Genomic DNA, 13961 nt, shown 5'->3' on the forward strand with positions numbered 1-13961 from the left:
CAGGGGGCATCGCCTCCGGTTTGCTTCGCTGCACCTCCTCTCGATGTATGCGGCTTCGCCGCACGGCGCTACGCGCCTCCCCCCCAGATGTTCACCTTCGCTCAGCCTGCCGATGGGGCGGGTGGATCAAGATCAAGAGCCAGAGCACGGCGACCTTCCGGTCGGCCTGAGTGGTAAGGGCGGGCGAGGCGACCTGCCGGTCGGCCTGCTTTTTTTGGCTGGAGTATGACTGTGGGATGTCATGGTGGGAGCGAGCCGGGCGGCGCTCCGCTTGCTCGCGATGAGGCTGGCCCATTCAACATCGATGCTGCCTGACACACTGCCATCGCGGGCGAGCCCGCTCCCACAGTCCCACTGTGGGCACAAGCCTGGTGTTTCCTTCGCTACGGTGGGGCAGGTGGATCAAGATCAAAAGCCAGAGCACGGCGACCTTCCGGTCGGCCTGAGTGGTAAGGGCGGGCGAGGCGACCTGCCGGTCGGCTTGTTTTTTTGGCTGGAGTATGACTGTGGGATGTCATGGTGGGAGCGGGCCGGGCGGCGCTCCCACAGGTCTTGTGGGGATATGCAAATTCTGGGCGTATCCCACAGTCCCACTGTGGGCACAAGCCAGGTGTTCGTCGATCCTGTGTAAAGCCAGTCATTTGTCCCAGGTGGTTGGACAACCGATACACCCCTGCATGTTCGCATCCTGAAAATTCCCATAATGCTGGCGCGAGCCGCTGAGGTTGGCCTGGGCCAGGTTGCTTTCGCCGAACTTGGCTTCCTGCAGGTTGGCGTCGCTGAGGTTGGCGCCTTGCAGGTCGGCCTTGCTCAGCCAGGTCATCTCCAGGTCGGCGGCGCGCAGGTTGGCGTTGTGCAGCTTGGCGCCGGACAGGCGGGCGAATTGCAGGTAGGCGCCACTGAGGTTGGCGTCCTGGAATTGCGCACCTTGGGCAAACAGGCCCCAACCCTGGATCGCCAGCAGCGTGGCGCCGGTGAAGTCGGCCAGGCGCAGGTTGCTTTGTTGCAGGCTGGCGCGGGTCAGGTTGGCGCCTTGCAGTTGGGCTTTTTCCAGGTTGGCCAGGTCCAGGCGGGCGTGGCGCAGATCGGCATCGCGCAGGTCGGCGCCGCTGAGGTTCATGTTGCGCAAGTCCTGGTTGCTCAGGTTGGCGCCACGCAGATTGGCGCCGGGGCATTGGCTGTGGTCGGCGATGGTGCAGCCGTTGATGATCAGCGCTGAGTGGTCGCCGTCGTCGGCGGCGTGTGCCTGGGCGATGCTCAGCAGCAGTAGCAGGGGCAGGAATTTCATGGCGAGTAGGTCCTTGGGTGGCTGTGGGGATTGGTTGCCTGCGCGGGGCCCGCTTGCGGCGTGCTCGCGAAGGCCGCAAGCGCGACGCGTTCATCCAGGGAGAACGCGTCATCGTTGAGGTCCATCGTCGGAACGCCGCCCGGAGCAGGCTCGCTCCCACAGGGTCAGCGTTTGGCGGTCGGGTTATCCCAGCTCGGGATCTTGAAGACCCAGAACGAGCCACCCTGGGCCACGGGTTTGGTCAGTTCGGCCATGTCGCCGCCCCACAACGGCACCGCACCGCCGTAACCGACGGTCACGCCGATGTACTGCTCGCCATCCTGTTCCCAGGTGATCGGCGGCGAGACGATGCCGCTGCCGGTTTGGAACTTCCACAGCTCCTTGCCGGTTTTCGCATCGAAGGCCTTGAAGAACCCGTCGCCGGTGCCGGTGAACACCAGGTTGCCCTTGGTCGCCAGCACGCCGGCCCACAGCGGCAAGGCTTCCTTGTGCTCCCAGACCACTTTGCCGGTGGTGGGGTTCATGGCGCGCAGGGTGCCGACGTGATCGTCGTACATGCGCTTGATGCGAAAGCCCATGCCCAGGTAGGCGGAGCCCTTCTTGTAGTTGACCTCTTCGGTCCAGTATTCCTCTTTCCACTGGTTGCCCGGGATGTAGAACAGCCCGGTGTCCTGGCTGTAGGCCATGGGGTTCCAGTTCTTGCCGCCGAGGAACGGCGGCGAGACTTCCACCGGCTTGCCCTTGGTTTCCCCTGGCAGGGGCTTGGCCGGGCGTTGGCCTTCGTTCTCCACCGGCCGCCCGGTCTTGAGGTCGATGTGGCTGGCCCAGGTGATGTTGTCGACGAAGGGGAAGGCGTTCTGCAATTTGCCGTTGTTGCGGTCGACCACGTAGAAGAAGCCGTTGCGGTCAGCGTGGCCGGTGGCCTTGACCAGTTTGCCGTCCTTGTCCTTGTAGTCGAACAGCACCAGCTCATTGTTGCCGGAGAAGTCCCAGGCGTCGTTCGGGGTGTGCTGGTAGAACCACTTGACCTCGCCGGTGCTCGGGTCGACCCCGACCTGGCCTGAGGTGTAGAGGCTGTCGTAATCGTGGGGGTTGCCGTCCTTGGAGGTGCGCGCCCAGGTGTTCCAGGGGCCGGGGTTGCCGGCGCCGACGATGATGGTGTTACTTTCCGGGTCGAAACTGGCGCTCTGCCAAGGGGCGCCGCCGCCATGGCTCCAGGCCTCGACCTTGCCGGTCTCGGTGGTTGGGTCATTGGGCCAGGACGGTGCCTTGACGTCACCGGTCGGGGTGCTGTCCTTGCCGTTCAGGCGGCCCATGTGGCCTTCGACAAAAGGCCGCATCCAGACTTCTTCGCCGGTGTCCGGGTCGCGGGCAAACAATTGGCCGACCACGCCGAACTCATCGCCGGAGCTGCCGTGGATCAGCAGCACCTTGCCGCTGGTCTTGTCCTTGATCAGCACGGGTGCGCCGGTCATGGTGTAGCCGGCGGCGTGGTCGCCGAATTTCTTGTTCCAGAGCACCTTGCCGGTGTTCTTGTCGAGGGCGATCAGCCGCGCGTCGAGGGTGCCGAAGTAGATCTTGTCGCCGAAAATCGCCGCGCCCCGGTTGACCACGTCGCAGCACGGACGAATGTTGTCCGGCAGGCGATGGTTATAGGTCCACAGGCGTTTGCCGGTCTTGGCGTCGAGGGCAAAGACCCGGGAGTAGGAGCCGGTGACGTACACCACGCCGTCGCGGACGATGGCCTGGGATTCCTGGCCGCGCTGTTTTTCATCGCCGAAGGAGTAGGACCAGGCCGGGGTCAGTTTGAACACGTTCTGGTCGTTGACCTGGGCCAGCGGGCTCCAGCGCTGGGCGTTGGTGCCCATGCCGTATTGCAGCACGTCCTTGGTGGTCAGGTGGTCGTTGGCAATGTCTTCCCAGCTCACCTTGGCGCTGGTCGGGGCGGTGGCCGCGTACCCGGTGGTGCTCAGGGACAGGCTGCCCACCAGCAGGAAAGCCTGCACGGCGAGGGTCAAGGGGGAAAGGGCGGGTAGCGATCTTATTGTCATGGTTGCAGTTCCCAGTGGAGGTTTTGGCCTGCACAGGTTGCTGCGCCGCATCGGTGGCGCCTACGGAAAAAGTCCCGCTGTGGCCGGGAAGACTTCCCGGCCGGGTGATGAATTGGGTGTGCGTCACAAGCCCTACTACCAAGGGAGTAGAGCGCGGCCACCAAAGCAGCATGGGGCGTGCGCCAAGGGCTTTCTAAGATGGGTGCCATAGCCTCTGCCAAGAGGTTTTGCGTGCAATCCTGAGGGCATAACAATGACAACAAAACGCAACGCCTTGCTCCTGGCCGGACTGCTGGCCGGCTTTATCAGTGCAGGTTCGGCCTGGGCCCATGGCAACGTGGTGCCACAAGCCGTCGAGACCCAGGGCCTGACCCCGATCAAGGACGCCGGCGTGACGCTGGATGGCGATGGCTGGGCCGCCGTGAACCCGTATCGCTCTTCGCCGGAGCACGACAAGGCGGTGGCCATCGGTTCCTCTGCCTACAACCAGAACTGCGCCGCCTGCCATGGCCTGGAAGCCAAGTCCGGGGGGATTGCCCCTGACCTGCGCATGCTCGATGCCGGCGATGCCGGGGATGAGTGGTTCGTCGAGCGCGTGCGCCACGGCGCCGTACGTGACGGCCGGGTCTACATGCCGAAGATGGCCGACTACCTGAGCCAGGAAGCCCTGTGGGCGGTGCGTACTTACCTGGACAGCGTGCACGTCGAGGAGTAAGTCCATGCGCCTGCTTGCGGTGTTGATCAGTGCGCTGCTGCTGTGTTGCCCGGTGGCGCAGGCCCAGGTCCGTACGTATGACGAGATGATCGCCGCCGGGGAATTGAAGGTGGCGGTGTACAAGGACTTTGCCCCCTACAGCTTCGAGGACGCCGGGCAGCCCCGTGGGGTCGATGTGGAACTGGCCCAGGCGTTGGCCAAGGCCTTGGGCGTGCGGCTGCAACTGATCTGGGCACCGGCTGGGGAAAAGCTCGACGACGACCTGCGCGACTACATCTGGCGTGCCAGTCCCTTGCACGACCAGCAACTGGCCGACCTGATGATGCGCGTGCCTTACGATCGCGACTTCGCCCAGAAACGCAACGAGCTGGGCGAGCTGGAAAACGGCCATGTGGTGATGTTCGGTCCGTACCAGAGCGAGCAGTGGCAGGTGGCTTTTGACCGCCGCCGGCTGGACAAGGTGGCCAGTGTCGCGGTGTTCGAATACCACCCGATCGCCGTCGAGGTCGACAGCGTGCCCTCGTTCTACCTGACCTCGGTGTTCAACGGCATGCTGGCGAAAAACACCCGGCATTACTCCGGCGTGCCCCAGGCCTTTGCCGCCCTGCAGGCTGGCGAAGTGGATGCGGTCATGGCCATGCGTGGCGAGATCGACTGGCAGGTGCATCAAGCCGCCGACTCGCAACTGGCGCTGGCAGAGAACGCCTACCCGAACATGGGCAAGCAACGCTGGGACATCGGCATGGCGGTGCACGAGAGCAACCGCCAGTTGGCCTACGCCGTCGAAGAGGCGCTGGAAGGCTTGATCCGCGAGGGCGCGGTGCAAGCCCTGTATAGCCATTACGGCCTGCGCTATGACGTGCCCGAGATGTATCAATAGGAGCTGCGATGAACTGGCGAGCGAGTTGTCTGTTGGCCTGCTGGCTGCCGCTACTGGCGGCGGCCGCGCCGGTCGACCCAGGGAAGGACCCGGTACCGTCGGTGATGTGGGCCTTCTATCACAAGCAGATGCTCGGTGATGCGCCGTTCGTGTTCGATGAGCGGGTCAAGCTGCTGGCGCCTCCGTTCGCCGAGGATGCGCGCCAGGTGCCGCTGGAAATCGACGCCCGCGCATTCAAGGGCGAGGTGGTGAGAATCCTCGCCTGGGCCGAGTTGAATCCCTTGCCCAAGATCGTTGATTTCGAACCCCTGGACGGGGTGCTGCCGTGGCTGGCGATCCGCATCCGCATCGAGCAGGCCACGCCGCTACGCGCGGCGGTGCAGACCCGGGACGGGCTGTGGCACGTGGGCTCGACCCTGATCGACGCCGCGGGTGGCGGCTGCACGGCGCCGAGTGTGGTGCGCACCCAGCCAGGCTGGGAAGAGCACATCGGCGAAGTGCTCGGCGGCCGTTATCCGCGGGACCACTTCAGCCGCTTGCGCCTGCAAGTGGCCCACCCGATGGACAACGGCATGGTCGGCGGGATCCCGGAGTTCTTCCTCAATCACGCTGAACTGCGCGACCAGGACGACCGGCTCATGGCCCGCCTGGAGCTGTTCCCGGCGGTCAGTGAAAACCCCAACCTGGCATTCGATATCGAAGGGGCAGGGCAGACGCGCCTGCTGCTGCGTGACAACAGCGGCAACCAATTTGCCGCGACCCTGCCCTGAGCCCAAGGAGTACCTGATGCGCTGGATGCTGTTGTTGTGCCTGTCGCTGAGCCTGCCGGCCCTGGCGGATCTCGACTATGTGCTCAGCCCACGGCAGATCGCCGAAGACACCTGGCTGCTGGAGGGCAGCACCGACAATTTTGCCAAGGCCAATGGCGGCAACATCGTCAACACAGCGTTCATTGTCACCGCCCAAGGGGTGGTGGTGATCGACAGCGGGCCCTCCAAACGCTACGGCGAAGCCCTGCGCAAGGCGATTGCAACGGTCACCGACAAGCCGGTGATCCAGCTGTTGCTGACCCACCACCATCCTGACCACGTGCTGGGCAACCAGGCGTTCAGCGACGTGCCCATTGGCGCCTTGCCCGGCACCACGGTGCTCCTGCAACAGCAGGGCGACGCCATGGCCGAGAACATGTACCGGATGGTCGGCGACTGGATGCGTGGCACCGAAGTGGTGTTACCGACCCAGGCCCTGACACCGGGGGTGAAAAGTTTTGGGAATCACGATTTGCAACTGCTGAGCCTGGGTGGGCATACCGGCGCAGATCTGGCTATTCTCGACCAGCGAACCGGCGTGCTGTTTGCCGGCGACCTGGTGTTTTATCAACGGGCCCTGACCACCCCCAACAGCCCGGGATTGTCGGTGTGGCTGGCCGACATCGCCACCCTGCAGGGCTTGCCATGGAAGCAGGTGGTGCCCGGTCACGGCCCGGTGGCCAGCGATGCGCGCGCCTTCGAGCAGATGCGCGACTACCTGGCCTGGCTCGACCAACTGCTGCGCGACGGTGCCGCCCATGGCAGCGACATGGGCGAGATGATCCGCAGCCCCATTCCCGAGCGCTTCGCCGCCATCAGCCTGAGCCGCTACGAACTGATCCGCAGCGTCAGTCATTTGTACCCGCGCTACGAGCGTGAGCAGATGCAGCGGATTGACGCCGCCCCGTAGCCCTGTCGCATCGGCTACGGGCTCGACCCCCTACCAAGGAACTAACAATCTCCACACTGCGGGCAATTGTTGCCAGGGCGGTGGCGCTGAAGAATCTGCACCAGACCGGGAAAATTTCCCGGGCATAACAAAAACCGCAGAGGTAGCCGCCATGACCCAACCCGTACGTCGCCAACCCTTCGTCCTGTGTGCACTGCTCAGCGCCATGCTGCTGTCCGGCACGGCCCTGGCCGCCGTCAGCGACCAGGACATTCTCCAGGACCCGAAAAATCCGGAGCAGATCGTCACCAACGGTCTGGGCGTCCAGGGTCAGCGCTACAGCCCGCTGGACACCCTCAACGTGAATAACGTCAAGGACCTGCGCCCCGTCTGGGCCTTCTCCTTCGGTGGCGAAAAACAGCGTGGCCAGCAAGCTCAGCCGATGATCAAGGACGGCGTGATGTACATGACCGGCTCCTACTCGCGGGTGTTTGCGGTGGACGCGCGCACCGGCAAGAAACTCTGGCAATACGATGCACGCCTGCCCGATGACATCCGCCCCTGCTGCGACGTGATCAACCGGGGCGTGGCGCTGTACGGCGACCTGGTGTTCTTCGGCACCCTCGACGCCAAGCTGGTGGCCTTGAACAAGGACACCGGCAAAGTGGTCTGGAGCAAAAAAGTCGCCGATCACAAGGAAGGCTATTCCATCAGCGCCGCGCCGCTGGTGATCAATGGCAAGCTGATCACCGGGGTTGCCGGTGGCGAGTTCGGCGTGGTGGGCAAGATCGAAGCCTACGACCCGAAAAACGGCAGCCTGCTGTGGAGCCGGCCAACGGTCGAAGGCCACATGGGCTACGTCTACAAGGACGGCAAGGCGGTGGAAAATGGCATTTCCGGCGGTGAAGCGGGCAAGACCTGGCCCGGCGATCTGTGGAAGACCGGCGGTGCGGCCCCATGGTTGGGCGGCTACTACGACCCGGAAACCAACCTGCTGCTGTTCGGCACCGGCAACCCGGCCCCGTGGAACTCGCACCTGCGCCCTGGCGACAACCTCTACTCCTCGTCGCGCCTGGCCCTCAACCCGGACGACGGCACCATCAAGTGGCACTTCCAGAGCACGCCCCACGACGGTTGGGACTATGACGGGGTGAACGAACTGGTGTCCTTCAACTACAACGAAGGCGGCAAGGAGATCAAGGCCGCCGCCACCGCTGATCGCAACGGCTTCTTCTACGTGCTGGACCGCACCAACGGCAAGTTCATCCGCGGCTTCCCGTTTGTCGACAAGATCACCTGGGCCACCGGTCTGGATAAAGACGGCCGCCCGATCTACAACGAAGCCAGCCGTCCGGGCGCTCCCGGCAGCGAGGCCAAGGGCAGCTCGGTGTTTGTCGCGCCGGCATTCCTGGGGGCCAAGAACTGGATGCCGATGGCCTACAACAAGGACACCGGGCTGTTCTATGTGCCATCCAACGAGTGGGGCATGGACATCTGGAACGAAGGCATCGCCTACAAAAAAGGCGCGGCCTTCCTCGGTGCCGGCTTCACCATCAAGCCGCTGAACGAAGACTACATAGGCGTGCTGCGGGCCATTGACCCGAAAACCGGCAAGGAAGTGTGGCGCCACAAGAACTTCGCGCCGCTGTGGGGCGGGGTGCTGACCACCAAGGGCAACCTGGTGTTCACCGGCACGCCGGAAGGTTTCCTGCAGGCATTCAACGCCAAGACCGGGGAGAAAGTCTGGGAGTTCCAGACCGGCTCCGGGGTCCTGGGTTCTCCCGTGACCTGGGAGATGGACGGCGAGCAGTACGTTTCGGTGCTCTCGGGCTGGGGCGGTGCCGTACCGCTGTGGGGCGGCGAAGTGGCCAAGCGGGTCAAGGACTTCAACCAGGGTGGCATGCTCTGGACCTTCAAGTTGCCCAAGGAACTCGTCGCCAAACACTAACCCCCGAACCCACCGCATACCCCCTTGTAGGAGCGAGCTCGCTCGCGATGGTCGTTAACGATAACGCTGGAAGCCTGACACCCCACGGCGTTCTCGGGTTCATCGCGAGCAAGCCGCAAGCGGGCGCTCGCTCCTACAGTGATCTGGGTGAAATCTACGACCAAATAATGAGAGCCCCCCTGCCAACGGCGCATACGTCTGGCACGTGGGGCTCTCTACTATCGGTGCATCGCCTGTTTGCCCGACAGGCATCGACAAAAACAGAGGCCCAGCATGATCTACGCACAACCCGGTACCCCAGGCGCTGTTGTTTCCTTCAAGCCGCGCTACGGCAATTTCATCGGCGGCGAATTTGTCGCCCCGATCAATGGCCAGTACTTCACCAACACCTCACCGGTCACGGGCGAGGTGATCGCCGAGTTTCCTCGCTCCTGCGCCGCCGACATCGACCGCGCCCTGGACGCCGCCCACGCGGCGGCCGATGCCTGGGGCAAGACCTCGGCCCAGGATCGCTCCCTGGTGCTGCTGAAAATCGCTGACCGCATCGAGCAGAACCTGGAAATCCTCGCGGTCAGCGAAACCTGGGACAACGGCAAGGCCGTGCGCGAGACCCTCAACGCCGACGTACCGCTGGCCGCCGACCACTTTCGCTACTTCGCCGGCTGCATCCGTGCCCAGGAAGGCGGCGCTGCCGAAATCAACGAACTGACCACCGCCTACCACTTCCACGAACCCCTGGGCGTGGTCGGGCAGATCATCCCGTGGAACTTCCCGCTGCTGATGGCCGCCTGGAAACTCGCCCCGGCGCTGGCGGCCGGCAACTGCATCGTACTCAAGCCGGCCGAGCAGACGCCGCTGTCGATCATGGTCTTCGCCGAGTTGATCGCCGACCTGCTGCCCGCCGGCGTGCTGAACATCGTCCAGGGTTTTGGTCGCGAAGCCGGTGAAGCCCTGGCCACCAGCAAGCGCATTGCCAAGATCGCCTTCACCGGTTCGACCCCGGTGGGCGCGCACATCATGCATTGTGCCGCCGAGAACATCATTCCGAGCACCGTGGAGTTGGGCGGCAAGTCGCCGAATATCTTCTTCGAAGACATCATGAATGCCGAGCCGGCGTTCATCGAGAAGGCCGCCGAAGGCCTGGTGCTGGCGTTCTTCAACCAGGGCGAAGTCTGCACGTGCCCGTCCCGGGCGCTGGTGCAGGAGTCGATCTACGAGCCGTTCATGGCCGAGGTGATGAAGAAGATCGTCAAGATCAAGCGCGGCAACCCGCTGGATACCGAGACCATGGTCGGTGCCCAGGCTTCCGAGCAGCAATACGACAAGATCCTCTCGTACCTGCAGATTGCCCAGGAGGAGGGGGCTGAACTGCTCGCCGGCGGGGCGGCCGAGCGCCTGGAGGGCGACCTGTCCAGCGGCTATTACATCCAGCCGACCCTGCTCAAGGGGCACAATAAAATGCGTGTGTTCCAGGAGGAAATCTTCGGTCCGGTGGTGGGTGTCACCACCTTCAAGGACGAAGCCGAAGCCCTGGCGATCGCCAACGACAGCGAGTTCGGCCTCGGTGCCGGCCTGTGGACCCGCGACATCAACCGCGCCTACCGCATGGGCCGGGCGATCAAGGCCGGGCGCGTGTGGACCAACTGCTACCACCTGTACCCGGCCCACGCCGCGTTTGGTGGCTACAAGAAGTCCGGGGTTGGCCGGGAGAACCACAAGATGATGCTCGACCACTACCAGCAGACCAAGAACCTGCTGGTGAGCTACGACATCAATCCGCTGGGGTTCTTCTGATTTCGCACTGATGACAAGCACTCTGTAGGAGCAAGCTCGCTCCTACAGTATTTGTGTGTGCATGACGATCGCACACCCCCTACCAAATCACCCCGCCAGCTCCTTCGAAAGTAGCATTCGGTCACCTCAAGCCCCGTGCATTAATGCGTGTACCGGAATCGCCCGGCACAAGAAGAGGAATGACCCATGTGGACTAAACCCGCGTTTACCGATCTGCGCATTGGCTTCGAAGTGACGATGTATTTCGCCAACCGTTGATTGACCACCCGGCCAGCCGCTGAGTTGGCCGGGCCTGCCTTCTGGAGCAACGCCCATGCACATCCGTGTCCTCGGTTCTGCCGCCGGTGGCGGTTTTCCGCAGTGGAACTGCAATTGCCGCCAGTGCGCCGGCGTGCGCGCGGGCAGCTTGCGGGCGCAACGGCGCACGCAGTCCTCGATTGCCCTGAGCGACAACGGTGTGGACTGGGTGCTGTGCAATGCTTCGCCGGACATCCGCGCGCAGCTGGAAAGCTTCCCCGCGCTGCAACCGGCACGCCAGCTGCGGGATACGGCAATTGCCGGGATCATCCTGATGGACAGCCAGATCGACCACTGCACCGGCCTGTTGAGCCTGCGCGAAGGCTGTCCGCACGCGGTGTGGTGCACCGAACGGGTTCACCAGGACCTGAGCAGCGGTTTTCCCCTGTTCGACATGCTGGTCCACTGGAACGGCGGCCTGCAGTGGCAGCCCATCGGCCTGGACCGCACCCCGTTCAGCATCGCTGCCTGCGAACACCTTGAGTTGCGCGCCATTCCGTTGGTCAGCAACGCACCGCCGTATTCGCCCAACCGTGGCAATCCCCAGCCCGGCGACACCATCGGCCTGTTCATCGAAGACCGGCGCAGCGGTGCGTCGTTGTTCTATGCCCCGGGCCTGGGCCAGGTCGACGACGAGTTGCTGGGCTGGATGCAGCGCGCCGACTGCCTGCTGCTCGATGGCACGCTGTGGCGCGATGACGAGATGCGCCTGTGCGAAGTCGGCCAGAGCCTGGGCCGCGACATGGGGCACCTGGCACAAAGCGGCCCCGGCGGCATGCTGGAGGTGCTGGAGGGCTTTCCACGCCAGCGCAAGGTGCTGATCCACATCAACAACACCAACCCGATCCTCGACCCGGACTCGGCCGAGCGGGCGGAGCTTGCGCGGCGCGGGATTGAAGTGGCCTATGACGGCCTGCACATCGACCTGTAACGGATGCCCCCATCGCGGGCATGCCCGCTGCCACAGAGAGATGGACACTGTGGCAGTGAGCCTGCGCGCGATGACGCCAGCCCAGACCCCGCCGAGCCGCCAGGAGAAGCACAATGAATGACCCGGCAATGACCCCCAGCGAATTCGAAGCCGCCCTGCGCGCCAAGGGCGCCTATTACCACATCCATCACCCGTTCCACCAAACCCTGTACGCCGGGCGCGCCACTCGCCGGCAGATCCAGGGCTGGGTCGCCAACCGGTTCTACTACCAGTTGAATATCCCGCTCAAGGACGCGGCGATTCTGGCCAATTGCCCAGACCGCGAGGTGCGTCGGCAGTGGCTGCAACGCCTGCTCGATCACGACGGCGCGTGCGGCAGCGAAGGCGGAATTGAAGCCTGGTTGCGCCTGGGGGAAGCGGTGGGACTTACCCGTGAGCAAGTGCTGTCCCAGGAGATGGTGCTGCCGGGGGTGCGGTTTGCCGTGGATGCCTATGTCAATTTCGCCCGGCGCGCCTGCTGGCAGGAAGCGGCCAGCAGTTCGCTGACCGAGCTGTTCGCCCCGCAGATCCACCAGTCGCGCCTGGACGCCTGGCCCCAGCATTACCCCTGGATCGACCCGGCCGGCTACCAGTATTTCCGCACACGCCTGGGTCAGGCCCGTCGCGACGTCGAGCATGGGCTGCAGATTACCTTGGCGCATTACGTCACTGCCGCTGGCCAGCAACGGATGCTCGACATCCTGCAGTTCAAGCTCGATGTGCTGTGGAGCATGCTCGATGCCATGAGCCTGGCCTACGAACTGGAACGTGCGCCGTACCACACGGTCACCGACGCCAACGTCTGGCACCGGGGGATCGCCCTGTGAACCTGATCAACCGCGAACAGGCGCCGGTGCTGCGCCGTGGTTTTCGCCTGCAATGGGAACCGCGCCAGGACTGTCACGTGCTGCTGTACCCCGAAGGCATGATCAAGCTCAACGGCAGTGCCGGGCAGATCCTCAACCTGGTGGACGGCCAGCGCAGTGTGGCGGCGATCATTGCCCAACTGACCGCCAGTTTCCCCGGGGTGCCGGGGATCGACGAGGATGTCCTGGCGTTCCTGGAGGTGGCCCATGCGCAATTCTGGATCGAGTGAAACGCCTCCCGGACCACCGCTGTGGTTACTGGCGGAGCTGACCTATCGCTGCCCGCTGCAATGCCCCTATTGCTCCAATCCGCTGGATTTTGCCCGGCACGGCGAGGAACTGAGTACCGCCGAGTGGATCCGGGTGTTCCGCCAGGCCCGCGACATGGGCGCCGCACAGCTGGGCTTTTCCGGGGGCGAGCCGCTGGTGCGCCAGGACCTCGCCGAACTGATCAAGGCCGCCCGGGACATGGGCTACTACACCAACCTGATCACCTCGGGCATTGGCCTGACCGAACAGAAAGTGCGGGATTTCAAGGTGGCGGGGCTGGACCATATCCAGATCAGCTTCCAGGCGGCCGACGAAGCGGTGAACAACATGCTCGCCGGCTCGCGCAAGGCCTTCGCCCAGAAACTGGCCATGGCCCGGGCGGTCAAGGCCCAGGGTTACCCGATGGTGCTGAATTTTGTCACCCACCGGCACAACATCGACCGCATCGAGCAGATCATCGAGCTGTGCCTGGAACTGGAGGCCGACTTTGTCGAGTTGGCCACCTGTCAGTTCTATGGCTGGGCCGAACTCAACCGCACAGGCCTGCTGCCGACCCGCGACCAGTTGCAGCGCGCCGAGGCGGTCACCCAGGCGTACCGTCAGCGGCTCGAGGCCCAGGGCCATCCGTGCAAACTGATTTTCGTCACCCCGGACTACTACGAGGAGCGTCCCAAGACCTGCATGAACGGCTGGGCCAACCTGTTTCTCGACATCACCCCGGACGGCACCGCGTTGCCGTGCCACAGCGCCCGGCAATTGCCCGTGGCGTTTCCCAACGTGCGCGAGCACAGCATCGAGCACATCTGGAATGACTCGTTCGGCTTCAACCGCTTTCGCGGTGACGCCTGGATGAAGGAGCCGTGCCGCTCCTGCGATGAAAAGCACAAGGACCTGGGGGGCTGTCGCTGCCAGGCGTTCATGCTCACGGGGGATGCCGCCAACGCCGACCCGGTGTGCAGCAAGTCGGCGCACCACGGGGTGATCCTCAAGGCCCGGGAAGAAGCCGAGGCGCCGGGGGCGGGCATGGAGGCACTGACGTTGCGCAATGAAAAGGCGTCAAGGCTGATTTATCGCGGATAAGTGGCCTGGCTCCGCGCCCACAGGGGTACCCAATGGTCTGATTGCATTCGTCGGCGGATGCTTTAGTGTGGCTGTTACCTTCCAAAACAATAAAAACAGGCTTT

General features: G+C 64.0%; 13 protein-coding genes. 11 read left to right on the forward strand and 2 right to left on the reverse strand.

The annotated features are described in order from the left end of the window. Positions 1-637 precede the first annotated feature (637 nt). Entirely contained in the window at positions 638-1288 is a 651-nt protein-coding gene (locus tag AACY45_RS04140; RefSeq protein ID WP_339544278.1) for a pentapeptide repeat-containing protein, read from the reverse strand. A gap of 164 nt (positions 1289-1452) precedes the next feature. Further along, positions 1453-3339, reverse strand: a complete 1887-nt coding sequence (gene exaA / locus AACY45_RS04145; protein ID WP_339544279.1) for a quinoprotein ethanol dehydrogenase — start codon at positions 3337-3339, stop codon at positions 1453-1455. A gap of 253 nt (positions 3340-3592) precedes the next feature. Between exaA and pedF the strand changes: the two genes are divergently transcribed. From pedF to pqqE, 11 genes are all read left to right on the forward strand, one after another. After that, complete coding sequence (pedF, locus tag AACY45_RS04150) at positions 3593-4054, forward strand: cytochrome c-550 PedF (RefSeq protein WP_339544280.1); 462 nt, start codon at positions 3593-3595, stop codon at positions 4052-4054. A 4-nt stretch (positions 4055-4058) separates the two neighbouring features. Next, a complete protein-coding gene (locus AACY45_RS04155; RefSeq protein WP_339544281.1) occupies positions 4059-4934 on the forward strand; it encodes a substrate-binding periplasmic protein in 876 nt (291 codons plus the stop codon). A gap of 8 nt (positions 4935-4942) precedes the next feature. Continuing rightward, a complete protein-coding gene (locus AACY45_RS04160; protein ID WP_339544282.1) occupies positions 4943-5704 on the forward strand; it encodes a quinoprotein dehydrogenase-associated SoxYZ-like carrier in 762 nt (253 codons plus the stop codon). Between the two features lie 16 nt (positions 5705-5720). After that, on the forward strand, positions 5721-6653 hold the full coding sequence (locus AACY45_RS04165; protein WP_339544283.1) for a quinoprotein relay system zinc metallohydrolase 1: 933 nt from the start codon (positions 5721-5723) through the stop codon (positions 6651-6653). 151 nt (positions 6654-6804) lie between these two features. Next, positions 6805-8580, forward strand: coding sequence for a PQQ-dependent methanol/ethanol family dehydrogenase (locus AACY45_RS04170; protein WP_339544284.1), 1776 nt, complete (start codon positions 6805-6807; stop codon positions 8578-8580). A gap of 273 nt (positions 8581-8853) precedes the next feature. Then, entirely contained in the window at positions 8854-10374 is a 1521-nt protein-coding gene (gene exaC / locus AACY45_RS04175) for an acetaldehyde dehydrogenase ExaC (RefSeq protein ID WP_339544285.1), read from the forward strand. A 186-nt stretch (positions 10375-10560) separates the two neighbouring features. Beyond that, positions 10561-10632: a pyrroloquinoline quinone precursor peptide PqqA gene (pqqA, locus tag AACY45_RS04180; RefSeq protein ID WP_003253598.1), complete on the forward strand. Its 72-nt coding sequence runs from the start codon at positions 10561-10563 to the stop codon at positions 10630-10632. Positions 10633-10687: 55 nt separating this feature from the next. Continuing rightward, positions 10688-11602: a pyrroloquinoline quinone biosynthesis protein PqqB gene (gene pqqB, locus AACY45_RS04185; RefSeq protein ID WP_339544286.1), complete on the forward strand. Its 915-nt coding sequence runs from the start codon at positions 10688-10690 to the stop codon at positions 11600-11602. 113 nt (positions 11603-11715) lie between these two features. Further along, a complete protein-coding gene (pqqC, locus tag AACY45_RS04190; RefSeq protein WP_339544287.1) occupies positions 11716-12468 on the forward strand; it encodes a pyrroloquinoline-quinone synthase PqqC in 753 nt (250 codons plus the stop codon). Further along, positions 12465-12737 (forward strand): pyrroloquinoline quinone biosynthesis peptide chaperone PqqD, encoded by a 273-nt coding sequence (gene pqqD / locus AACY45_RS04195; RefSeq protein WP_339544288.1) that lies wholly within the window; start codon positions 12465-12467, stop codon positions 12735-12737. The genes pqqC and pqqD overlap by 4 nt, the downstream gene beginning before the upstream one ends. Further along, positions 12715-13857: a pyrroloquinoline quinone biosynthesis protein PqqE gene (pqqE, locus tag AACY45_RS04200; protein ID WP_339544289.1), complete on the forward strand. Its 1143-nt coding sequence runs from the start codon at positions 12715-12717 to the stop codon at positions 13855-13857. The genes pqqD and pqqE overlap by 23 nt, the downstream gene beginning before the upstream one ends. Positions 13858-13961 lie beyond the last annotated feature (104 nt).

It is taken from the genome of Pseudomonas sp. RA_35y_Pfl2_P32 (assembly GCF_963970735.1).
In the GTDB taxonomy this organism is placed as follows: Bacteria; Pseudomonadota; Gammaproteobacteria; order Pseudomonadales; family Pseudomonadaceae; genus Aquipseudomonas.

What these genes read in the sequence shown, in the direction of transcription:
- exaA (WP_339544279.1), bottom strand. Translation starts at nt 3,339, where the DNA reads ATGACAATAAGATCGCTACCCGCCCTTTCCCCCTTGACCCTCGCCGTG.
- pedF (WP_339544280.1), top strand. Translation starts at nt 3,593, where the DNA reads ATGACAACAAAACGCAACGCCTTGCTCCTGGCCGGACTGCTGGCCGGC.
- AACY45_RS04140 (WP_339544278.1), bottom strand. Translation starts at nt 1,288, where the DNA reads ATGAAATTCCTGCCCCTGCTACTGCTGCTGAGCATCGCCCAGGCACAC.
- pqqC (WP_339544287.1), top strand. Translation starts at nt 11,716, where the DNA reads ATGAATGACCCGGCAATGACCCCCAGCGAATTCGAAGCCGCCCTGCGC.
- exaC (WP_339544285.1), top strand. Translation starts at nt 8,854, where the DNA reads ATGATCTACGCACAACCCGGTACCCCAGGCGCTGTTGTTTCCTTCAAG.
- pqqE (WP_339544289.1), top strand. Translation starts at nt 12,715, where the DNA reads ATGCGCAATTCTGGATCGAGTGAAACGCCTCCCGGACCACCGCTGTGG.
- AACY45_RS04160 (WP_339544282.1), top strand. Translation starts at nt 4,943, where the DNA reads ATGAACTGGCGAGCGAGTTGTCTGTTGGCCTGCTGGCTGCCGCTACTG.
- pqqB (WP_339544286.1), top strand. Translation starts at nt 10,688, where the DNA reads ATGCACATCCGTGTCCTCGGTTCTGCCGCCGGTGGCGGTTTTCCGCAG.
- AACY45_RS04155 (WP_339544281.1), top strand. Translation starts at nt 4,059, where the DNA reads ATGCGCCTGCTTGCGGTGTTGATCAGTGCGCTGCTGCTGTGTTGCCCG.
- AACY45_RS04170 (WP_339544284.1), top strand. Translation starts at nt 6,805, where the DNA reads ATGACCCAACCCGTACGTCGCCAACCCTTCGTCCTGTGTGCACTGCTC.
- AACY45_RS04165 (WP_339544283.1), top strand. Translation starts at nt 5,721, where the DNA reads ATGCGCTGGATGCTGTTGTTGTGCCTGTCGCTGAGCCTGCCGGCCCTG.